The 22236-nt window shown below is 54.5% G+C and carries 22 protein-coding genes; 4 read left to right on the top strand and 18 right to left on the bottom strand.

What is annotated here, in order from left to right:
* Nucleotides 1-4: 4 nt before the first annotated feature.
* The 8 genes from dxs to trxA all read right to left on the bottom strand — a co-directional run bounded on the left by dxs (nucleotide 5) and on the right by trxA (nucleotide 6968).
* Nucleotides 5-1852, bottom strand: a complete 1848-nt coding sequence (dxs, locus tag B5477_RS05240; RefSeq protein WP_242942125.1) for a 1-deoxy-D-xylulose-5-phosphate synthase — start codon at nucleotides 1850-1852, stop codon at nucleotides 5-7.
* 43 nt (nucleotides 1853-1895) lie between these two features.
* Entirely contained in the window at nucleotides 1896-2384 is a 489-nt protein-coding gene (locus B5477_RS05235; protein ID WP_079700392.1) for a divergent PAP2 family protein, read from the bottom strand.
* Nucleotides 2385-2461: 77 nt separating this feature from the next.
* Nucleotides 2462-3364, bottom strand: coding sequence for a polyprenyl synthetase family protein (locus B5477_RS05230; RefSeq protein WP_117507976.1), 903 nt, complete (start codon nucleotides 3362-3364; stop codon nucleotides 2462-2464).
* A 1-nt stretch (nucleotide 3365) separates the two neighbouring features.
* On the bottom strand, nucleotides 3366-3572 hold the full coding sequence (gene xseB / locus B5477_RS05225) for an exodeoxyribonuclease VII small subunit (protein WP_079698713.1): 207 nt from the start codon (nucleotides 3570-3572) through the stop codon (nucleotides 3366-3368).
* A 4-nt stretch (nucleotides 3573-3576) separates the two neighbouring features.
* The gene (gene xseA, locus B5477_RS05220) at nucleotides 3577-4803 is read right to left on the bottom strand and encodes an exodeoxyribonuclease VII large subunit (RefSeq protein WP_079698712.1); all 1227 of its coding nucleotides are present in this window, start codon (nucleotides 4801-4803) and stop codon (nucleotides 3577-3579) included.
* Entirely contained in the window at nucleotides 4800-5735 is a 936-nt protein-coding gene (locus tag B5477_RS05215) for a tRNA (adenosine(37)-N6)-threonylcarbamoyltransferase complex transferase subunit TsaD (protein WP_079698711.1), read from the bottom strand. The genes xseA and B5477_RS05215 overlap by 4 nt, the downstream gene beginning before the upstream one ends.
* 154 nt (nucleotides 5736-5889) lie before the next feature.
* Entirely contained in the window at nucleotides 5890-6384 is a 495-nt protein-coding gene (locus B5477_RS05210; RefSeq protein ID WP_079698710.1) for a DUF4830 domain-containing protein, read from the bottom strand.
* Between the two features lie 266 nt (nucleotides 6385-6650).
* The gene (trxA, locus tag B5477_RS05205) at nucleotides 6651-6968 is read right to left on the bottom strand and encodes a thioredoxin (protein WP_079698709.1); all 318 of its coding nucleotides are present in this window, start codon (nucleotides 6966-6968) and stop codon (nucleotides 6651-6653) included.
* A 318-nt stretch (nucleotides 6969-7286) separates the two neighbouring features.
* On the opposite strand from trxA, the gene B5477_RS05200 reads away from it, so the two are divergent.
* Entirely contained in the window at nucleotides 7287-8591 is a 1305-nt protein-coding gene (locus B5477_RS05200; RefSeq protein ID WP_079698708.1) for a hypothetical protein, read from the top strand.
* Between the two features lie 97 nt (nucleotides 8592-8688).
* Here the strand turns inward: B5477_RS05200 and B5477_RS05195 are convergent, their stop codons facing one another.
* The 7 genes from B5477_RS05195 to B5477_RS05160 all read right to left on the bottom strand — a co-directional run bounded on the left by B5477_RS05195 (nucleotide 8689) and on the right by B5477_RS05160 (nucleotide 14846).
* Entirely contained in the window at nucleotides 8689-9606 is a 918-nt protein-coding gene (locus tag B5477_RS05195; protein WP_242942124.1) for a collagen-like triple helix repeat-containing protein, read from the bottom strand.
* A gap of 405 nt (nucleotides 9607-10011) precedes the next feature.
* Complete coding sequence (locus B5477_RS05190) at nucleotides 10012-11694, bottom strand: recombinase family protein (protein ID WP_007860184.1); 1683 nt, start codon at nucleotides 11692-11694, stop codon at nucleotides 10012-10014.
* Between the two features lie 95 nt (nucleotides 11695-11789).
* Nucleotides 11790-12476, bottom strand: a complete 687-nt coding sequence (locus B5477_RS15300; protein WP_205123935.1) for a DUF6870 family protein — start codon at nucleotides 12474-12476, stop codon at nucleotides 11790-11792.
* 47 nt (nucleotides 12477-12523) lie between these two features.
* On the bottom strand, nucleotides 12524-12766 hold the full coding sequence (locus B5477_RS05175; RefSeq protein WP_002604473.1) for a helix-turn-helix domain-containing protein: 243 nt from the start codon (nucleotides 12764-12766) through the stop codon (nucleotides 12524-12526).
* A complete protein-coding gene (locus B5477_RS05170) occupies nucleotides 12750-13187 on the bottom strand; it encodes a sigma-70 family RNA polymerase sigma factor (protein ID WP_002604474.1) in 438 nt (145 codons plus the stop codon). The genes B5477_RS05175 and B5477_RS05170 overlap by 17 nt, the downstream gene beginning before the upstream one ends.
* A gap of 473 nt (nucleotides 13188-13660) precedes the next feature.
* On the bottom strand, nucleotides 13661-14644 hold the full coding sequence (rlmN, locus tag B5477_RS05165; protein ID WP_002584956.1) for a 23S rRNA (adenine(2503)-C(2))-methyltransferase RlmN: 984 nt from the start codon (nucleotides 14642-14644) through the stop codon (nucleotides 13661-13663).
* 16 nt (nucleotides 14645-14660) lie between these two features.
* The gene (locus B5477_RS05160) at nucleotides 14661-14846 is read right to left on the bottom strand and encodes a cysteine-rich KTR domain-containing protein (RefSeq protein WP_003431289.1); all 186 of its coding nucleotides are present in this window, start codon (nucleotides 14844-14846) and stop codon (nucleotides 14661-14663) included.
* A gap of 398 nt (nucleotides 14847-15244) precedes the next feature.
* Between B5477_RS05160 and B5477_RS05155 the strand changes: the two genes are divergently transcribed.
* From B5477_RS05155 to B5477_RS05145, 3 genes are all read left to right on the top strand, one after another.
* Complete coding sequence (locus tag B5477_RS05155; protein WP_002584957.1) at nucleotides 15245-15601, top strand: helix-turn-helix transcriptional regulator; 357 nt, start codon at nucleotides 15245-15247, stop codon at nucleotides 15599-15601.
* A gap of 560 nt (nucleotides 15602-16161) precedes the next feature.
* Nucleotides 16162-16491 (top strand): plasmid mobilization protein, encoded by a 330-nt coding sequence (locus B5477_RS05150; RefSeq protein WP_002584958.1) that lies wholly within the window; start codon nucleotides 16162-16164, stop codon nucleotides 16489-16491.
* Nucleotides 16452-17786: a relaxase/mobilization nuclease domain-containing protein gene (locus B5477_RS05145; RefSeq protein WP_007860193.1), complete on the top strand. Its 1335-nt coding sequence runs from the start codon at nucleotides 16452-16454 to the stop codon at nucleotides 17784-17786. Before B5477_RS05150 ends, B5477_RS05145 begins: the two co-directional genes overlap by 40 nt.
* A gap of 70 nt (nucleotides 17787-17856) precedes the next feature.
* Here B5477_RS05145 and B5477_RS05140 read toward each other — a convergent pair whose 3' ends face one another.
* The 3 genes from B5477_RS05140 to B5477_RS05130 all read right to left on the bottom strand — a co-directional run bounded on the left by B5477_RS05140 (nucleotide 17857) and on the right by B5477_RS05130 (nucleotide 22228).
* Entirely contained in the window at nucleotides 17857-18618 is a 762-nt protein-coding gene (locus B5477_RS05140) for a hypothetical protein (protein WP_007860195.1), read from the bottom strand.
* A gap of 366 nt (nucleotides 18619-18984) precedes the next feature.
* Entirely contained in the window at nucleotides 18985-19194 is a 210-nt protein-coding gene (locus tag B5477_RS05135; RefSeq protein WP_007860197.1) for a transposon-transfer assisting family protein, read from the bottom strand.
* A 4-nt stretch (nucleotides 19195-19198) separates the two neighbouring features.
* Nucleotides 19199-22228, bottom strand: coding sequence for an antirestriction protein ArdA (locus tag B5477_RS05130; protein WP_007860198.1), 3030 nt, complete (start codon nucleotides 22226-22228; stop codon nucleotides 19199-19201).
* Nucleotides 22229-22236: the final 8 nt, after the last annotated feature.

Here is a 22236-nt window from a genome sequence, read left to right as displayed (position 1 = left end):
TCCGTCAAAGGATTTTGGCTAAGGTTTCCCCGTCCAGTCCCACCGCCTGCATACACTGCTCGACGGTGCCCTGCGCGACCACCGGGTTTTCAATCGCCCGGTGGCAGAAATCGCCCTTCCAGCCCGTTTTGGCCAGTGCGGCGAGCAGATGCTCGCCGAGCGAGCCGCTCGCGGCGCTCTCCTCGATCATCACGATTTTGCCGGCCGCCCGCGCACTATCCAGCACCTCGCGCGGCAGCGGCCAGATTTTTTCGAGCAGCAGCACCCGGTAGGCGCGGCCCGCTATCCCGAGCGCCCCAAGGGCGTTTGCCGCCACCCGCCCGTAGGTGATGAGCAGCCCCTGCTCCTCCCCCTTTGGGGGGATCTCGTAGTAGTCCCCGCAGTCCTTTGCATTGTCCGGCAGCACCAGCGTCTGCCGCCCGCGCGGGTAACGCACGGCGCAAAGCCCCTCCTCCTCATAGAGCGCGCGGCTGATGCAGCGGCGCAGCCCGTCATAGGTGGCGGGGGAATAGATGGCGCAGCTGGGCAGGCTGCAAAGAAAAGGTACGTCGAAGAGCCCTTGGTGGGTCTCGCCGTCCTCCCCGACCAGCCCCGCGCGGTCCACCCCCAGCACGAGGTGCACCCGCTCCAGGCAGCAGTCGTGCAGCAGCTGGTCGTAGGCCCGCTGCAGGAAGGAGGAATAAACCGCGAAGAAGGGGAGCATCCCCCCAACCCCCAGCGCCGCGCCGAAGATCACCGCATGGCTCTCGGCGATCCCCACATCGTAAAAACGCCCCTCGTCCCGAAAACGGGTGGAGAAGTGGTGCAGCCCCGTGGCGTACTTCATCGCCGCCGTGATGGCCACGATCCGGCTGTCCCGCTCCCCCAGCTCGGTGAGGTACAGCCCCATCTGCTCGCTGAACGAGTCGGCCGGCATATCGTTTTGCTGCTCCTTGCGCGGGTCGAACTTCGATACCCCGTGGAAGGCGCCGGGATTTTCCTCGGCCTGCTTGTAGCCCTTCCCCTTCTGGGTGTGCACATGGATGAGCACCGGCTCGTCCATCTGCCGCGCCCGCTCGAAGACGGCGCAGAGCTGGGGCAGGTTATGCCCCTCGACCGGGCCGAGATAGGTAAACCCCATGTCCTCAAAGAGGTTGGAGTTATAAAGCATGTTTTTGGCCGCGCCCTTGATGGCCGACAGCCCCCCGACCATCCCGCGCCCGACGAGCGGGATGGCTCCCAGGGTGCGCTCCACTCCGCTTTTGAGCTCGAAATACCCCTTGGTATTGCGGATCTTGGCCAGGTGGTGCGCAAAGGCCGAGACGTTTTTGGAGATGGACATCTCGTTGTCGTTGAGGATGACCACCAGGTTGGAAAGCGTCTCGTCGACGTTGCTCAGCGCCTCGAAGGCGACGCCGGCAAACGCCCCGTCGCCGATCACGGCGATCGCCTTGCCCTCCTCGCCCCGCAGGCGCTTTGCCCGCGCCAGCCCGATGGCCGCCGAGATCGAGGTACTCGAATGCCCGGCGATGAAGGCGTCGTATTCGCTCTCGCCCCGCTTGGGGAAGCCGGAGAGCCCCCCGCTCTGGCGCAGGGTGGAAAAGCGCTCCCGCCGCCCGGTCAGGAGCTTATGGGTATAGCACTGATGCCCCACGTCGAAGACGATCCGGTCCTTTGGGCAGCTAAACACCCGGTGCAGCGCGATGGTCAGCTCGACCACCCCCAAATTGGAGGCCAAGTGGCCTCCGGTGCGGGACACGGTGGTGATCAGCTTGTGGCGGATCTCCCCGGCCAGGACCGGAAGCTGCCTCGCATCCAGTCTTTTAACGTCCTGTGGGGAATTGATTTTATCTAAAAGCGCATACTGCTGCATGACAGCCTCCCTCATTCGGGGTCCTTGGGCAGGGCCAGCCTTGTTAATTGACCGGAACGATCATTGCAATCAGGATTCCGAGCAGCGCGCCGCCGAGCACCTCGAGCGGCGTGTGGCCCAGGAATTCCTTGAGCTTCTTCTGGTCCGGGTTAGGCAGGCGGGTTTCGTCCTCCTCCTGCGCGCCGCTGACGTCCAGGAACTTGAAGCCGAAGACCAGCTTGTTAATCACCTTGGCCTGTTCCCCGGCCGAGCGGCGCACCCCCATCGCATCGTACATCACCACCGCGGCGAAGGCCAGCGACAGCGCAAACTCGGGGGAGGAAAAGCCCACCTTGCGCGCCATGCCGATGGCGAGGCTGCACACCAGCGCCGAGTGGGAGCTTGGCATCCCGCCCGCGCCGAAGAGCCGCTCGAAGTTCCATCTCCCCGAGGTCAGATAGGTCAGTAGCGTCTTGAGCACCTGGGCGATCAGCCAGGAGAGAGCGCCCACATTGATCAGATAATTGCTGGTCAGCATCCGTATTGCTTCCATGCAAACCTCCATACCGCCGCCGGCGGCCTTGTCCTTTGATCCGCCCCGAAGGGCAAAAAACATTTAAAAGCCGCGCTTTAGTGGGTGCGGCTGATCACCATCTCGGCCACGTCGTATAAGAACGGCTCCTCGATATGCAGATCGTGCAGGCACTTTTTGGCCTCCTGCACGCACTCCTGCGCCATCTTGCGGGATTCCTCGACCCCGTAGAGCACCACATAGGTCGTCTTCCCGCTCGAGCGGTCGCTCCCCACCGGCTTGCCCAGCTCCTCGCTGGTGGCCGTCACGTCCAGGATGTCGTCCATGATCTGGAAGGCCAGCCCGATCTGGGCGGCATATTTTTCGCAGAGCTCGAGCTGCCCCTCGTCCATCCCGCCGGCGATCCCGCCCATCAGGCAGGCCGCCCGGATCAGCGCGCCGGTCTTGAGCGCGTGCAGGGTGCCCAGCACCTCGGGGGTCATCTGGCGGGTGTTCTCGAAGCGCAGATCGATCGCCTGCCCGCCGATCATCCCGTCGAGCCCGGCGCACTGTGCCAGGGTGAGCGCGCCGCGCACCCCGCGCTCGTAGCCCATGGCGGCATAGTCGCACTCGCGCAGCGCGTACTCGAAGGCGCGGGTGAGCAGCGCATCGCCGGCGAGCAGCGCGTTCGCCTCGCCGAAGCGCACATGGCAGGACGGCTTGCCCCGGCGCAGCTCGTCGTTGTCCATGCAGGGCAGGTCGTCGTGGATCAGGGAATAGGCGTGGATCATCTCGATCGCCGCGGCGAAGGGGACGGCCCGCTCATATTCGCCGCAGCCGAGGCGGCAAAGCTCCAGGCAGAGCATCCCGCGCAGCCGCTTGCCGCCGCCGAGGGTGCTGTAGCGCATGGCCTCCTGCACCACCCCGTAAAGGGTCTCCTCCTCGCTGCCGATGGCCCCCTCAAGGGCCACCTCGATTTGCTCGATATAGCGCTGCTGCACGCTCATAAAATCATAAGACAATTTACGCTTCCTCCTCTTTTTGCGCCGCTTCAACCTGCTCGATCCTGAGCTTGGCGCGCTCGATCATCTTCTGGCACTGGGCGATCAGCTTGACGCTCTCGCCATAAATTTTGATGCTCTCGTCCAGGCTGACGTCGGGCGAGGAGAGGGCCTGCGCATAGCCCTCCAGCTTGTCGAGCGCCTGCTCGAAGGAAATTTTTTCGGCCATCTGCTTATCCTCCAAGCCCTGTGCGGGCCTTCGTTTTCTTGATTTCCTCTACCGTCAGCGAGAGCTGCCCGTCCGCCAAAAAGGCGGTCAGCGCATCGCCGCGCCGCACCTGCGACACTGAACGCACGCCCTCCCCTTCCTTTTTTAACACGCTGTAGCCGCGCGCGAGGGTGCGCAGGGGCGAAAGGGACTCGATCAGCGCGCCCTGCGCGTGCAGGCGCTCCCGCCGCAGCCGCATCTGCTGCGCCATCTGCGCACGCAGCCGCTCCCCGAGCGAATCGACGCGCTGCTGGGCCTCCCGCAGCCGCGCCATCGGCGCGTGGGAATGTGCGAGCGCCGCCGCGTTTTGCAGCCGGGACTCGTATCCTTTGAGCTTGCGCCCGAGCGTGTCGCCCATCGACGCCTCCAGGTTCCCCAGCAAAAAGCAGACCTCCCGCATGTCGGGAACCGCCAGCTCGGCGGCCGCCGAGGGGGTGGGCGCGCGCAGGTCGGCGACAAAGTCGCAGATGGTGTAATCGGTCTCGTGGCCCACCGCCGAGATGACCGGCACCGGGCAGCGGTAAATCTCCCGGGCGAGGGCCTCGTCGTTGAAGCAGAAGAGGTCCTCGAAGGAGCCTCCGCCCCGCCCGACGATGATCAGCTCGCTTTTCCCCTCGCCGGTCAGGGCGCGCAGCGCCGCGATGATCGAGCCGGCGGCCCCGTCCCCCTGCACGGTGGCCGGGGCGAAGCGCACCTCGCACAGCGGCCAGCGCCTTGAGAGGATATTGATCATATCCTGCACCGCAGCGCCGGTCGGGGAGGTGACGATCCCAACCGTCTGCGGATAGTGCGGCAGCTCCCTCTTGCGCGCCTCGTCAAAGAGCCCCTCCTTCGAGAGCTTCGCCTTGAGCTGCTCGAAGGCGAGATACAGCGCCCCGGCCCCGTCCGGGAACATCTCCCGCACGTAGACCTGGTAGCTGCCGTCCCGCTCGTAGAGCGAGACCGAGCAGCGCACCACCACCTTCATCCCGTCCGCGGGCAGGAAGCGCAGCGACTGCGCGTTGGAGCGGAACATCACCGCGTGGACGGCCGCGTCCTTGTCCTTGAGCACGAAGTAGAAGTGCCCCGAGCGGTAGTGGTTATTAAAATTGGAAATCTCCCCCGACAGCAGGAGGTCCTGCAGCCGGTAATCCTCATCCAGCCGCGCCTTGACGTAGCGGTTGAGCTGGGAGACGGTGATGGTCGTGTTCATGCGATCCCTTTCCTCTCGTGCCAAAAGCGGGTGAGCACCGCGATCCCTGCGGCGTTGTCCGAGGAGAATTCGGGCGCGGCGAAGGCGCCGCCCTCACGCTCCAGTACCGGGCGCAGGAAGAGGCTGGACATCACCCCGCCCGCGTAGACCACCGGCAGCTCACCGAAGCGAAGGCGGGCGTTTTCTGCCATGCGGCGCGCCACCGCCAGGATATACGAGAGGCAGTGCGCGGCGACCTCCTCGGGCGGCGCGCCCCTTTGCAGCAGCGCGGCGCACTGGTTTTCGACCCCCGACAGGCTGGCGTCCTCCCCCTTGAAGACGGGGCGCAGCGCCTTCGGCTCCCCGAAGCGCAGGGCCAGCTCGCTGAGCTTCGGCCCCGCCGGGAAGCCAAGCCCGAGCATTTTGCCCACCCGGTCGACGGCCTGTCCGGCTTTGAGGTCCAGCGAGGTGGCCGCGAGTGTGATCTGCAGCGGCTCCCCCGGCGAAACGAGCAGGCAGTCGGTGGTGCCGCCCGAAAAATGAAAGCAGATGAATCTTTTTTCCATCAAATCGAGCCGTCCGGACGAATAGAGCGCCGCCGCGACATGCCCGGCCTGGTGGGAGAAGGAATAGACCGGGACGCCAAAGGCCGCGCCCAGTATGCGCGCGGCGCCCGACCCGCAAAGGAAGCAGGGCATGTAGGAGCCCTCGGCGTCCCGGGGACTCACCGAAGCGCCCACCGCCGTGAGCGGCGCGCGCCGCTCGCCAAAGCAAGCCTCGATCATCTCGGGGAGCTGGCGGGTGTGCTCGAAAACCGCGTCGCTCTGGCGCAGCCCGAGCTGGCCCTCCCGCACCGGGAGCAGCCTCTTATGCTGGACAAGGGCGCCCGTCCCCGACAGGAGCGCCGCCGAGGTGGTGTAGTTGCTGGTGTCGATCCCGAAATACAGCGCCACGGCTCCCCTCCTCCCGTGCGGATATGATAATTATGCACCTGTTTGCATACCGCTATTGCTTTATTTTAGCATATTCTCTTTGTATATTCAAACCATTTTGCATAAATTTTCGAGCAAAAAGAAACCGCCCGCACCATTGTGCAGGCGGGCCCGTTCAGCCGTCGTAACGCAGGCCGTGCATGAAGCCGTCGAGCGCCAGGGAGCATACGTCGCCGCCGACCACCTTGCTTTCGGCCACCAAGAGGTTGAGGCGCACCTCGTCGCCGCAGTCGGGGTAATTGACGACCCGGTAGGTGTACCGTTTGACCTGCTTTCCCCGGTATCGGCTCAGGTCCAGGCCCTGCGACTTCTGGATTTCATTGTAATTCTCATAGACCTCGTCGAACTCCTTGGGCACGACCACATCCATGATCTCGCAGGGCTCCTCCTCCACCTCCCAGCCGAACTGGGCGATGAAGTTCAGCCGCTCCTGGTTGGTGGCGACGGTATAATTCTTGACCACCGCGCCGCTGCTGCTGATCGAGACCGGGACTTCGGCGCGGCGCTGGGAGAGCACCCCCATCACCGCCACCGCAAGCACCAGGATTCCCGCCGCGCTGCACAAAATGGACAGCAGGCGTTTATTCAGACGAAAGGACATCAAAAGCATAGTGAAACCTCCAACCCCGAACGTTATCCCCAAGGGCGCGTATTCGCCTTTAATTGCCGCGCCCCTTACATGTCCCCAAGACAGCTGGGTCCTACCCTCATCTATATGCCCCCGTCCCCCGTTTTAACCCTGAAAATGCAAAACGGCGGGTTATTCCCCGCCGTTTTGCTTATACTCATGAAAAGATCCGATCCCGTGGGCGGAGCCTTTCCCCGCCGTCATCTTGCCGAAAGCCCCGGGCGGGCTTCCCTACCGGGAATTGCCTGCTATTTTGCCTGCGCGAGCAGGGAAACCAGTTTGTCCTTCGAGGTGAAGCCCACCGAGCGGGCAACCTCCTTGCCGTCTTTGAGCACCACCACGGTCGGTATGCTCATCACCCCAAACTTCTGGGCGACGGCCGGATTCTCGTCGATATTCACCTTGCCGATCAGGGTCCCGTCGGTAATTTCGCCGGCAAGCTGCTCCACGATGGGACCGAGCATCTTGCACGGGCCGCACCAGTCGGCATAGAAATCGACCAGGGCTGTGACGCCCTGCTCCTCCGCCTGCTGGAAGGTTGCTTCGGTCCAATGCTGTAACGCCATTGACTCTTCCTCCTTTTGCACATTCATGTTCCATTCTATTATTTGTAGCATAGCAGGTAAATATGACTATTTTTTGAAGCCCGCAAAAATCCTTAAAATTAAAATGACCCGTAGAAATACTTTCTTTGGGCCATCGAATCGTTCAAATTGGTAAAACCTGTATACCGGCTCTCCGGCCGCTTCCAGATTTGTCCTAATTATATCCTATTCTGTCACCTTTTTCAAGGGAATCCGGCAAATTGGACCGGTCTCCCGCTGGATCCAAGACCGACAGAAAGTATTTCTATCGGTCTTTCTTATTCTAAAGGAGGCTTCCCCATGAAACGAACCGGCATCCGTGCGCTCGCCCTGCTCTGCTGCTTCCCTCTGCTCCCGGTGCTCGCCGCCCCGGCGGCGGCCGCAACGGTGACGGTGCGGGACGGCTACGAGAGCGGCTACGGAATCGAGATTCCCTTCACCCCCTCGCCCCGCGCCGACCGCTATACCTTCGAGGTGTTCGAAGCCGGGAACGCGGCCGGCACGCCGCTGGTCACCGCCGAGGTGGCCGCCTCGGGCGGGGAGCAGAGCATATATCTGCCGCTGTGCTACGACCCCAGCGGGCCCACGGCGTACACCCTGCAAATTACCGCGCATCCCGGGGATCAGCGCGTGGGCCTCGATTCAGCGGCCGCCAAGCGCGTCACCTTCACCACCAAGCCGACCTGCGGCTGCCCCGAAGGGACCGGGGGAGCCTTCTATCTCGGCGACGGAAGCGCGCAGAATCCCTACCGGGTATGCTCCCCCGCGCAGCTGCAGCATCTCAACCATGAAGCGCACCTCACCGGCGGTCAGAGCTTTTTGCAGACGGGCGACCTGGATCTGTCCTCCTATGGGGACTGGACCCCAATCGGCGGGAACGGCTACAGCGCATTCGACGGGACCTACGACGGGGGCGGGCATGTGATCCGTAATATGAAAATCAGCGGAAGCAAGGAAAACGCGGGCCTCTTCGGCCTCGCGGCCGGGACGATCCAAAATCTCGGCGTCGACGCCTCCTGCCAAATTGATACTCTGGGGTTACGGGCCGGGGGGCTTGCCGCCCAGATTCCACAAAACGGATCCCTCACTGTGCGCAGCTGTTACAGCGCCGCTTCGGTCCGTGTGACCTCTACCAGTACCAACATCACAATGGGCGGACTGGTGGGACACGCCCCCAACGTATCGCTCGATATGGCCGGATGTTACTTCTCCGGCTCGCTTACGGCAGCGAGCGGGCCGTACCGTTACGCCGGAGGTCTGGTCGGGTACCCGCCCCATTCGACACTGCAAATCAGACAGTGCTATTCCGACGGGACGCTGAGCATCGGAAGCGGCACGATCTGGCGGGGTGTGGGCGCCCTGTTCGGCTATCTTTTGGGCACGGGCACCGGAGGACTGAGCGGCAACTACTGGCAGAGTGGAAAAGGGGCCAACGCCACCATTGGGTCCTACGGCGACGTGGGCCCCGCCAGCAACGCGGGCGGCACCGCGCTGTCCACCGCGCAGATGGCCCAGCAATCGAGCTTTTCCGGCTTTGACTTCACCAACACCTGGCGGTGGGATTCCACCGCCAACCGTCCCCGCCTGGCCGCCTTCGACCACTGATCCCGCCCCGCCCCGCTTTTCCAGCGTAGGCGGTGGCTTAAAAGCCCGGCCCAGCATATGCGGGGCCGGGCTTTTAACATGGAATCGGGCGTCGTGGTCAGCTTGCGTCGCCCAGGCGGATGACGGTGAGGGCCACGTCCTCGAAGGTAAAGCCATCCTGATCGGCGATGACCTCCAGGTTTGCCACCGTGTTGGTCACCCGGATGGGGAGGTCGAAGGACATGGTAGCGACCTCGTCGGTGGACGAGAAAGAATGCCGCGCGCTCGCCCCGGTAACCGGAACGCCATCCAGATTGAGGCTCACCTGTAAGGACGACGGGATGGGGGTACCGGTATTGACCGATATGGTGCCGTGGAAGATGACCTGGTAAATACCCGGCAGGTTGATCTGTACGCTGGAAGACCCGGCTGTGTGGCTGATCGCCGCACCGGAGATCAGGGGGTTGTCGGTAAAGACCAGGGGGCTGTTGACGGCCGTCTGCTGGGGCGCGGTGTCGACCGTCGCCAGCACCTCGGGCGCCCCGCCGCCGCCGGGCTCGCCCCGCGGGATCACGAAGTCGAAGATCGCGTTCTCCGGGGTGCCGGAATTGGTCACCTCGGCATCGGTGCCCGGGTCCCCGGTGGTCACCGTCCCGATGGTGATGGTCGCGGCCTCCCCAGTGGGCCCGGTTGGGCCGGTTTCTCCGGTTTCCCCGGTCGCTCCAGTGGCGCCGTCAGCTCCGGTGGCGCCGGTTTCCCCCGTCGCCCCGGTCGGGCCGGCTTCTCCGGTCGCTCCAGTGGCTCCATCCGCTCCAGTGGCACCGGTTTCCCCCGTCGGGCCGATCGGGCCGGTTTCTCCGGTCGCTCCGGTCGCTCCGGTAGCGCCAGTCGCCCCAGTGGCACCGGTGGCTCCAGTCGCACCCGCCTCGCCAGTCGGGCCGATCGGGCCCGGGTCCCCGGTTGCACCGGTCGCGCCAGCTGTACCCGTGGCTCCTGTTGCACCTGCCTCGCCGGTCGCACCGGTCGCGCCAGCCAAGCCGGTCGCGCCGCGGGGAATGACAAAGTCAAGCACATGGTTCGGCCCGCCGGTGGTGTCGATTACCTGGGCGGGCACCCCCGGGTCGGCGGTCGAGGTGTAGCGCACGCTCAAGGTCTCCGCTTCGCCGGTCGCACCTGTGGCACCGGTCGCACCAGCGGCTCCAGCGGCACCTGTGGCCCCGGTTGCGCCGGTCGCGCCAGTGGCGCCGGCAGAACCAGTCGCCCCAGTGGGGCCGGTGGCTCCCGTCACCCCGGTGGCGCCGATCGCGCCAGCGGCGCCCGTGGCACCGGTCGCGCCGGTGGCGCCAGCAGAACCAGTAGCTCCCGTGGGCCCGGTCGCCCCAGTAGAGCCGTGTATTTATGCACAACATTAGATTTTCCTTTGTGTTGAGTAGGCAAGCCGTTAGATTGCCTTGTTCTCAATCACTCGGATAACGTTGTGGTTATTCTCAATGTAATCAATAATTCGCTGGTACTCGTCGGCAAAATTGAAGTCAACCGTTATTTCCCCGTTCTCATGCACCCAAACCGCTTTTACGAGTTCAACCATAATCCCGCGGTTAAGGCTCTGAATGTTTTTGTATTTCAGAAAGGCGGTTAGATACGGGTCGTCGGTTCCGATACCATCAGCCATTACCTGCATTTCCTCTTTCAGATAGGAGATGTTCGCTTCAAGCTGTTGTATCTGTTCTGCAATCTTGCCTTTCAAGCGGCGATATTCCTCTTTGGTAATCTCACCGCTTTTCCAATCAAGGTACAAGCTGTCGGAAGCGTCATTGTACTGTTTTAGCTGCTTTTCTGCCTGTTTCAAGGAATGGGATAATCTCTTGCTTTCCCGGTTGATAACAGGCGCGTTGTTAATCCGTTCAATTTCTTCTGCAAGCCGATCTACAAGGGCAATTTGCATTTGCAACGCTGCCAATACCGCGTTTTCCAACTTGTCTTGCCGGATAGAATGTTTGCTGCAAATCTTCTTATCGGTGTAGCTACGGCAAGAGTAGTAGGCAATATCACGGGCGGTTTTGCGCCGCATGGCCTTTTTGCAATCCGCGCAACGGACAAAGCCGGACATGAGATAGACTTCCTGTTTGCCGGGGGCTGTCCTTGTGTCGCGCTTATGTAGGGCTTGCGCTTTCTCGAATGTTTCCCTGTCAATAATCGCTTCGTGTGTGTTGGGGACGACAAACCATTCTTCTTCGGGGACGTTGATCTGCTTGTGTACTTTGTAGCTTATTACGCGGTTACGGCCTTGCACCATTACGCCCGTATAAACTTCATTTTGCAATATCCTTGCAATCGTGCTGGCAGACCACAAACCATCGTTTTTGTCGGAATTAGGGTTGTTATACTTAAAGCCTTTTTTCTTCTTATAGGCTTCGGGGTTCGGCTCTCCCATTTGGTTAAGCCGCTTTGCAATCCCCATTTTACTGTACCCCTCATTGACAAACCAATGGTAAATGCTTTTGACAACTTCCGCTGCTTCTTCATCTACAATCAAGCTGTTTTTGTCGTTTGGGTCTTTCTTGTAGCCATAAGGGGCAAACGCGCCTATGAACTCGCCGCGCTCCCGTTTCATCTTGAATGTTTTGCGGATTTCTTCGGAAGTGGTCGCGGCAAACTGCTCATTGAACATTCCCCTAATAGGTACTTCAAGACCGCTTGCAGAATGGGGGTTAGCGTAAGTGTCAATAAATGGCGTGCCTGTGCAAATAAACCTTGCGCCGTGAATGGGTATGAACTCCTCCAAAAACTTTTGTTGATCGGCAAGGTTGCGGAAACCGCGTGCAAGGGATTTGATAATCATGCAGTTTACTTCTTTGCGGACAATGCAGCCCTCAAGCCGTTTGAAGTTTGGTCGCGCTGTGTCGGTGCCTGTCAATCCGTCGTCGGCAAACACGTCTACAATCACATAGGTTCCCGGCTCAAAATAGCTGTCTACAAAGTCGCGGAGTATCTTTTCTTGGTTGATAACACTCTCGCTTTCGTCCTCGTTGTCGTCCTCTCTGGATAGTCGAATGTATAGCCCAATTTTCCAAAACGGCTCTGCATAACTGCGTGCCATTTTGTCTTTGCGTATGCGGGGCATTATACCTCCTTTCCCCCTATAATTACGAGTTAATTATACCATTTTCGCCCCGTAATCACAAGGTCTTTACCCGTAGAGTTAGGGAAAGTCGGCGGTTATTTCAGACTTAAAAAGTAATCACACAATGATTGCTTTAGCGTTCTATCCTCTGCGACAAACCGTATTCTTACGGGTGTATCACCACAAAGAAAACAGTATGGATTTACAATCTGCTCAAAGTAGCTTTGCATTTTCTTTGCTGCTGGCAAAGAACTGTCAATATGGATATTACGAATATCAACCAAAGTGCTGCGGTCAACCTGTGTAATATCAACATTTCTCATTTGTTGAAGTTGTAACTTGGTAATCATCTTCTTTCCCTCCCGGTTAGCGGCATAGTACAGAATATGCGCTCCGGCTTGTACGATATGAGAAATAAGGCTGAAACGGGCGGTTGTTAGCTGCAACCTCACGGGAGTTTCACCCCGGCCCATGCTTATGGGTGCGCCGCGCAATACTTTGAGGGTGTTCAACGCGGGAGTATCATTGTGCCGCCTTGTATGTCGTCGCCCACAAGCTGCTAAACCTGTTTTACGGCGCGGTAGTTGTCGCTCGACTTTTCCCCGTAGGGGAAAAGCTGTCATGGCGTACCCGCCGACTGGCTCGATACAGACGGAATGTACCCGTTGCCTGTTATGCTGCGCACCAAAGGTCGCTTTCTTTGTCAAGTTACAATAGGCTTTGTCGGCCTGCAAAAGCACATCAACAGCGGATATGCTTTTGCGGAACGACAAATAGCCCATAACGGGAATCGTGGAAAGGGGACACGCTCCCCGCATGGGCTAAAAGATTATCCTACATGAAAAGCAAGGGTGCGGGTAATAAGGCGCACTTGCAGCCTGTTACGCATTTCCTCGTCCACATAGGAATAGGTATTGCCCGCGTCGTCTTTCAGCGTGCGGGTACAAAGTTTCGCTATGTAACCCTCGTAATGCTTCAAGATCGCGCACATGGCGGTTGTGTCGCCGTTTGCCGCTGCGGAAATGACAGGGAACGGCAACAGATTTTCAGATTTCCTAACGGTATTCATCATCTGCTTTTCCCTCCAAATACTGTTTGATTTTCGCAAGCGCGGATTTCCTGTGCCGGAAAACCGTCGTGCGTACAACATTCAGCAGTTCGCCAATTTCCGCGTCGCTCATATCCAAGAAGTAGGACAAAAGGATAATGTCGCGTTTCCTTTCGGGCAAAGCGTTAAGGGCTTCGGCAAGCAGTTCATTTTTGACGAGTACATCAAAGCCGGACACTTGAAAACGGAAATAATCGCTTTCGTATTCGTCCGTTGTGAAAAGCTGCGCGAGTTCGCTTTCGCTCAAATCCGAAAAAGTAACTTCGCGTGCTGCGCGTTTCGCAAGAGTGCGGCGGTGGCTTTTCGCTTCGCCGACCAAAGTTTTCTTTGCTAATGCGTCGTACTGATGTTGTATTCTTTCCTTGTCGGAAGAAGATAGCTCCATAGAGTTCACCTCCTTCCCGCGTGGAGTAGAGGACGGGAGTTAAGGGCTTGTCCTCTCTGCCCCTTTCGCTCCGTACCCGTTCGGGAGATGGCTCTTGAGTGCGCTTTTCAGAAAAAAGTTGAAAAAAGCAAAATGCGCCCGTCCGCAAGACGCGGACGGGCGCAAAGGAAATGTAAGCAGTAGCTAAATGTATTGACAGTTCACATTCATAGCCGGAATATCCCGCTTGCGGAGCATAGCTTTTTTTGACCGCAAAGCATTAGGCGGGTTACAGTAAATAAAAATGGACACGGCGATACCTCCCCGATACCGCCGTATCCTTAAAAAAGGGCGACTTTAATACACTACCCGCAATCCATTCTATAATAGGGAACAGCGGCTTTTGCGCAATATTAAATAAAAAAGCCGATAACACATAGGTTTTTTGACCTAATGCGTTATCGGCTCTGCGTCTATGCGTCTGGCACTTTTAATCATTTTTTTTTGAATTTATTATATGTGTTAGCTAACTGTCCACAAGCCGCGTTAATCTCTCTGCCATGAGAAACTCTCATAGTAACTTCAAGTCCTGCTTGCTCTAATTGATGTTTGAATGCAACTATTTCCCGTTTCTGTGGTGCTTTAATTCTTGAATTGCTTGTTGGGTTGTATTGTAACACGTTAATCATAACTTTTTTGCCCCGAAACCATTTTGCAAGTTGTCTTACATCTGAGGGCCGGTCATTTATACCCGGTAAAAGCAAATACGCAAAGACAATTTTGCGATTATGCCTTTCAGAATAGGATAAGGCTTGCTTAACAACATCTTCAATAGCATATATGCGCATGTGAGGAATAATACGATTTCTTGCAGATTGTGTTGCTGCGTGTAAAGATATTGTCAACTGAATTTTAAGATGTTCCTCGCGCAATTTTTTTAATTGATCGACCGGACCAACTGTTGATATGGTAATGCCGTCGGTTGGAAAGTTGAGCCCATATCTATCTCGGAGAATATGGATTGCTTTTATCAAGTTGTCATAATTGAATAAAGGCTCTCCCATACCCATAAAAACGATACGGTTTACTTTTCGACGCAACAATATAATCTGTTGTACGATTTCTGACGATGTTAGATTACGAACAAAGCCATTTCGCCCGGACTCACAAAAAATACAACCAACAGGACAACCGACTTGTGTGCTCACGCAAACAGTTCCACCATCTCGCCGCTTGATAAAAACCGTTTCAATGTATTTGTTGTCTTTCAGTTCGTAAACATACTTTTCAGTATCACTGCTTTTGCAAATATTTTTTACCAACATTGATAGATTTTTTTTGCGTGGTAATTGCTTATATAATTCTTCATATAAGGCTTTTGCTTCATTCTCGCCAATAACTTCCGACATTTCTTTGTAAGTAAATCCGTATGGATCATTCCGTACTTCCGCAGGCGTATATTTAGGTAAACGTTTCATTTTTATATCCTTTCTTCTAAATAATAAAAGTTTGTTTTTCTGTATTTTTGATTACAATCTCTAATTTTTCTACATCAATGATATGCGTCAATTTGCATTTAGGGCAGAAAAGAGGAAAATCTTTTAATACAGTATTATGAAATACTTGAACTCTCGTCTTTCCGTTACAAATCGGACATTTTATCCAATATTTTTTAAGCATTATATTTCACTCGTCCTTTTTACACAAAAAAATGCAGGTCAATCCTCAACATGAGCATTGACCTGCATTTATAATGCACAGAGCAGTACAACAAAACTAAGGCATAGCTTGCACTATGTCTATACTATATCTATACGTCGTTAGTTTTTTGTATAGCATCCGCAAAATAAGCATGACAAAAAAGCCCATGTTGAAAATGGGAAAATCCTTTTTTTCAATGCTTATCTAATACGCATGCTATGCAACATAAACGCCGCCTCCTTTTACATAAATTTTATTTTATCAGAAAATCAGTCTACTGTCAATACACAACAGGAAGTATTTAACCTAATGATATGAATTGTGTGGACATATCCAAAAAGAAAGGTGAACTGTAAAATGTAACAGGGTGAATGAAAATGGCAAAAAGACCCGTACCATTGTACGACTTTAAGGCTTTCGGGGCAGCTATAAAAGCCGCGAGAAATGAATACGGCGAGAGCCGCAAAAAGGTAAGCGACGAGTTATATATTTCCCCGCGCTACCTTGCGAATATCGAGAACAAGGGACAACAGCCGAGTTTACAGGTATTCTATGACCTTGTAACCCGGTATCATATTTCGGTAGATCAATTTTTCTTCCCGAACAGCAATGCGGAGAAATCCACCGGGCGGCGGCAGCTTGACGCGCTGCTGGACGGTATGAGCGATAAAGGCATACGGATTGTAACCGCAACAGCAAGGGAGATAACGGAAGTCGAAAAAGCAGAGGATTAACCTCACAATATGAGAAATCATAACCCCACGTTGAACGTGGGGTTTGCAGAACGGCCCTATAAGGGCCATTATTCCAGCAGCACCTAAAGGTGCGTAATGAGCAACGCCAACCGCACTTGGCGTTGCTTTTTAGTTTCTTCTTCTACTGCGACCTTGTTTCTATTTGTCCTTTGCCGCAGGCTAACCCTTGTATCTACTAAACTCTATACCAAAGGACCATACATTCTCGGATATTTACTGCCGGTTCAGCTATCGCTGGTTTTATGCTCTTCTTTGTTGTCTGATGTCCCTTTCGTTAAAATGGGCATGCTTTCTTTTTCGGTTCAACGCTCGTGCTAGATTCGCCCACAAGCATAGCTTGTGGTTCTTATATGAATCGGGAGATTGCAGCGCATGGCGGCTGCAATCTTTTTTTGCGTCCAAAATCAAAGGAACGCGCAACAAATACCGCCTTTCGGTGGGGGTATGGAGTAGATAGCAAGCACAGCAAACGAGTACCCGTTTGCGGAAAATGCTTGTTGGGATAATCCCAAACCCTTATACCGAAAGGCGGTGCGGAAATGGAAAACCGAAAGAGAAATATACAGATGAAGTTTTACGTTACGGAAGAAGAAAAGCGGCTGATCGACGAGAAGATGAAGCAGCTTCCCATAAAGCAGTATGGGGCATACTTCCGTAAAATGGCGATAGACGGGTATATTCTTGTCGTTGACCGAAGCGACACAAAAGCATATATCCGGGAACTGCAAGCGGTGAGCCGGAACATCAACCAAATTGCAAAACGCGCCAATGCGACGGGGACGGTTTACAGGCAGGATATAGAGGACATTAAAAAGGCGGTGGACGAGATATGGCGGTTACAAAGACGCACCCTATTAAATCAACCTTAAAGGCTGCGATAGACTATATCTTAAATCCCGAAAAGACAGACGGGAAGCTGCTTGCGTCCTCTTTCGGCTGCGGGCTGGAAACCGCCGATATTGAGTTTGCATGGACGCGGGAAGCTGCCGGAGATCGCGGCACACATTTAGGGCGGCACTTGATACAATCCTTTGCGGTGGGAGAAACCACACCGGAAGAAGCGCACAAAATCGGCATGGAACTTGCCGGGGCGGTATTAGGCGGCAAGTATGAGTTTGTTTTGACAACTCACGTCGATAAAGACCATCTGCATAATCACTTGATTTTCAACGCGGTTAGCTTCGTTGACTACAAAAAGTACCATTCCAACAAGCAAAGCTATCACTTTATCCGGCGCACCAGCGACAGGATATGTAAAGAGCATGGGCTATCCGTCGTCGTACCGGGACAGGACAAGGGAAAAAGCTATGCAGAATACACCGCCGAAAAGCAAGGGACAAGCTACAAAGCAAAGCTGAAAACGGCGATAGATACTCTCATTCCCCAAGTGAAAGATTTTGACGAACTGCTGCGCCGCTTGCAGGAAATGGGGTATGAAATCAAACAGGGCAAATACATTTCCTTTCGCGCTGCCGGACAGGAACGGTTTACCCGCACAAAGACGCTCGGCGCGGCCTATACGGAAGAAGCGATAAAGGAGCGTATCAAGGGCGTGTATGTTGCCAAAACAAAAACGCTGCGGGAAGATAAGAAAATCCGGCTTGTCGTCGATCTTGAAAACAGTATCAAAGCCCAACAGTCGGCGGGCTATGAACGGTGGGCGAAAATCCATAATCTGAAACAGGCTGCTAAAAGCATGAACTTCCTAACCGAAAACAAGATTGAGTATTACAGCGACCTTGAAAGCAAAATTGCGGATATTATGACCGCCCATGACGCGGCGGCAAGGGCGGTTAAAGAGGTAGAACAGCGTATGTCTGATTTGTCGCTGCTTATCAAGCACACCACCACATACCGACAGTTAAAACCGATTTACGAGGAATACAAGAAGTCGCGGGACAAGGAAAAGTATCTGCGGGGGCATGAAAGCGAAATTATCCTGTTTGAAGCTGCGGCAAAGGCACTCCGGGAAATGCAGATAAAGAAGCTGCCCGATCTCGCCGCGCTGCGCAAGGAGTATAGCAGCTTAAACGACAGGAAAAGCAAATTGTATGAGGATTACCGCCAAGCGAAAAAGCAAATGCAGGAGTACGGCATTGTCAAAAAGAACGTCGATAGTATTCTTTACCCGTCCCAAAGCAAGGCGCGGGAGCAGGAGCGATAAACCAAACATAAATAAAAAGGACAGTCGATTTACTCGGCTGTCCTTACTGGTACTGCTTGATAACTCAAGATTACTTTTCCCAAGTAAAGCGGAGATACCGGCTGGCAAGAATCTGCCCTCCATCATCAAAACAAATCACCGTACTGGGATTATCCGGAGTAATTGTCATTGTTTCTAATTCTGAACCATTAGCGTCATAACAAATGATTTCCACCGAACCAACTTCACTCCCTAATTCAAAGGTTTGATAGTCAGTAACTTCCTCTGGGGTGTAATCTGTTTTGGAGATTTCCGAATGGTTTTCATCATAATATATCATGGAAAAAGATGTTGTCGGTTGTTGAATTTCAAATGTAACTTGGCAGGAATAATCAATTCCTGTCATGGCACATTGATCAGTGATTTCCATGCGGTCAAAATAAGTTTCTGTATCAAAATATACCCCTTCTTCATCATGATACAGATAGTAAGCTGTAACAGAGTTTTCGGATTCCTCTTGCGGAAGATATGCTATCGCGCCTTCAGCACCCACGGAATCATTGTCCAAGTTTGCCCCAAACGTCATACTGGTAAAGTTCTGATCTCCAGCATAAGCAACATCTGCACTGGCAGAGAAATAATATACGCAAGCAGCGTCCAAATCAAATGAGTAGCTATTATCTGCAAAATCCGCATAGACCTTTGTATTTTCCGGCAACTCTTGCTCATTGTTTATAAAAATTGCCCCTATCGCCGATTCATAATCAGGCGTAAAATTATCCTGCGATGAATTGCAGGCCGTCATACTTACCAATAAAGCTGCCATCGAAATGGCACATAGAAGTTTCCTCATTCCTTTGCACCTCATTTATTGAATTTAGAGTTCTAAAAAGCACAATGTGCTTTTTTATTATACCATATCCAACTGTTTCATTCTACCAAGAAATATGAAAAGACATGGATTAAAGAAAATGGGTTTTACTATCACCCATGCAAATTCAAAATTGTTGCTCGGTTAATTTAGAAAAGCAAGGGTAACAAGTGGAATGTTAAGGGCTGAAAACGCCTGTATTTCTGCGGCTTCCAGCGCGGGGAAACGGCGTAGACGATACTTTATATTCAAACCCGCAAAAACGGCTTTCTAATTGTCCACGCAAGGACAAAAAAGAACAGGGGCGCGGCGCCGGAAATCGGCAACCGCGCCCCTGTTTTCTATGGACTATTCCTCGTCGGTCAAGATAAACTCCCGTTCAGAAAACTCGCTGTCCGTCATGGCTTGCAGCTTGTTTACCGTTGCGGCGGCAAGCTGACGCATATCCTCGTCCATGTAGGGCATGGCGGCAAGGATATTTTCAAGCGTTGTTTCTCGGCTGTCCTCGGCGTAGATCGCAACAATGTTTTCTTCCTCTATGGTAAAGCAGATATTCATGCTATCAAACCTCCAAATCCTTTTTATGCTCTTTCTGTTTATCTTTCGGCTGCTGCGCCGCCTGTTTCTTATACTCGTCCAGCTTTTTCAGAATAGAGGGCTTTTTCTGCGGCTGCTCCCGTTTCTCGGCTTTTACCGCTTTCGCAAGGTCGGTAACGGAAATTGCTTCGCCCGCCTTTGCCCGCTGCTCCAAATCTGCGACGGTGGGCGTTTGCGGCGTGTTATTGATAATCCCGTCAAAATTGTTGTCGTTCTGCTCTATGGTGTCCTCGACGTGCTTTAAGGGATTATCCCGCTGCGGCTGCTCGGCGGCTATGGCGTAAGCCTGTGTGCCGTTCCCCATAATGAGATACTTCCCGTCCTCCGACGCATGGTGAAAACCAAAGCCCGACGCTTCGATCTGTTCCCGGCTCATATCGGTAATATGAAAATTGCCCCTCGGCGTTCTAACGGTTTCACCCGTCAAAAGGCTTTCGGGGGTCGCTTCCGGCTGCTGCTTTTCAAGCTGCCCGTCCTTGTAGGAATATCCTTGCGCCGCGATTGCTTCAAGGGTCTTGCCTGTAACGTCGCCATAAATCCGCTTATCTGCGTCAACCAGCATTTGCAAGGTGTTTTTTACGGTGTCGGACAAGGCTTGCTGCTGTTCGGGCGGCAGCTTGTCAAATACGGGGGTTTGCTGTTCCTGCTCGGCTTGCCGTTGCTGCTGCAACTCGGTAAAATGCCCCTCAATCTCGGTAATGAGTTCCTTTGCGGTGGCCTGTATCGTTTCAAGGGACGCTTTTAACTCGGTCATTTCCTTGCCGCTGCTCCAACCCGCCACATAGCCGAAAGAATAATCGGACGTATCAAGCCCAAAGTGCTGGCAGACGGTGTAAGCGACGCTTTCCGCTTCTACCTCGCGGGTATGGCGGTCAACGCGGTTTTGTTCTTCCGGCGGGGCGTTCAAGTCCACGTCGTGCAGCTTCGCATGGGCGATTTCGTGAATGGCGGTCTTTACCGCCTGTAATTCACTCACGCCCTCTTTGATTGCAATGCGCTTGTCGGTTAGACTGAAATACCCGTTTGCGCCGTTTGTAATCTGTTCAAAAGTAATCGGGACGGGGGACGCTTTTTCAAGGGCGGCGAAAAAATCCTCGTACTGCTCCACATCGGCAAGCAGCGGTTTAACGGAAAGGTCGGGAAACTCCTTGCCCTCGGTCTGCGAAATATCAAAGACGGTTATAACCTTAAAGGCGGGGACGGTGATTTCCGTTTCTTCCTTTACCACTTTTCCCTCGCGGTCAAGCATGGGCTTTCTCGTTTCGGGGTCGATTTTATCAACCAGCTTTTTCACCTTGTAGGGTGCGGGGGCAAAGATTTTAATGCCTTTCTCGCCTTTCTTTACATGGCGGTCAAACTCCTTTTCCCATTGACGGAAGCCCATTACTAAATTGCCGCCCTGCATAGCAATTAGGATAGTGTTATTCAAACTATAATCATGGAACTTCGACATAGCGGTTAGAAACTCTTTGTAGCGGTCGCTGTCAAAAATCGCTTGTACGCCCTGTTCCAAACGGGCGGTGATCTCCTTTACCTTTTCGGCGGGCTTTTCGGAAGTAAGGATAATGGGGACGACGGGGCGGGGCTGCTGCGGCTCTGCGGCCTGTACGGCTGCTTGCTGCGTTTCGGCTGCGTCCATATAGGCTTTGTCCTGTTCGCCGCGCGACCGCTGCGGGTAACTCATAATGCGGTATTCCTCCGGCACTTCGCGCCCCTCAAACTGCCGTTCCCACTCGTCGCCGCTTTCCACGATATAGCCGTATTCGGTAAACGCGCCTTTTTCCTGCGCGGCGGCGTTCCTGCCGAAAGTAGTAAGGTCAATGCCGCCTTTCCATTCTTCGGGCATTTGTACCATGCCGGATTGATATAAGTAATAGTCGCCCAAATCGCGGTAGGTATGTACTTCGGGGATATGGACGTAAAAATCCACGTTGTAGGTGAAGTCAATTACCTGTCCGATATTTGCAAGCCCGTTTTTCTGCTGCAAAGCTGCGTTCAGCTTGCCAACCTCGGCGGGGTCAAGCTGTTCGAGCTGCGCCGCAAGAAAATTGAGTTCGTCCACGTCGGCGGCGCATACCATTTCATAAGGCAAAGCAATATGTTTCTCCGGGTCGTCGGAATAGCCGCGAATGGAAAAATCCTGCGGGTTGTCTGCGGTAATGCCTACGTTCCGCATAGCTTCGTGTAACTGCTCCTTTGTGGCAGGCATATCCAGCCAATAGCCGCTTGGGTCGCCCGCTTCAAAGCGGCTGCGGTTGCCTATCATAATAGAAAACTGTTCGCTCATGTGTTCACGCTCCTTTTCCTGCCCGGTATTTTCGGGGATAGCTGCCGCCTGTTGCTGCTGCGGGGGTTCTTCGCCCTCTATGGTGTAGTCCGGCATGAGCATACCGTTTACTTTGAAATAGTCGGCGTACTCCTGCGGGATAGGCGGGGAGATTTCCGTAAACAAGCGGTCATACGCTTTGATACGCCCATTCAGATACTTTTCCATAGCCGCCTTATCGGTGAAAACCTTTCTATCTTGTCCGGCAATCTTCGCTTGGGTTCTGCTTGGGCTGTTGGTGCGCACGCTCCATGTAAGCGTCCATGAATACGGGATAGATTTCTGCGCTTCTTTGTCATAGCGGGTATTCTCGTAAATGTAGTAATTCATCTGATATACCCGGTTGCTGCGGGTATATCGGTCATATTCATTTTTCTGCCACTCATTAGCGGTGTGCTGGACGTGCGGCGTTCTCACATATTCAAGTGCTTTATCCAGCAAAAGCGTTTTCCCCGCCTGTTCTTCCCATGCGGCGGCTTGCTCCTTTAAGCTGTCAAAAATCGCCTGTTCTGCCGCCGCGCTTTCGCTGCGCATGGAAAGTAGCTGCGCAATCGGCAAGGAAGCATAAGGGGCAATATCTCCGTCCTTTGCTTCAAAATATATCCGGCGTTCTATCCGCATGGTTTCGGCGGCTTCTAATTTGTCATGGTCGTATGAGGTGTACGGCATATTGTTTC

It is taken from the genome of Provencibacterium massiliense (assembly GCF_900169495.1).
Lineage (GTDB): Bacteria > Bacillota > Clostridia > Oscillospirales > Ruminococcaceae > Harryflintia > Harryflintia acetispora.
Note: the sequence above shows the minus strand (reverse complement) of the source record. Positions and strands in the feature narration are given on the sequence as shown.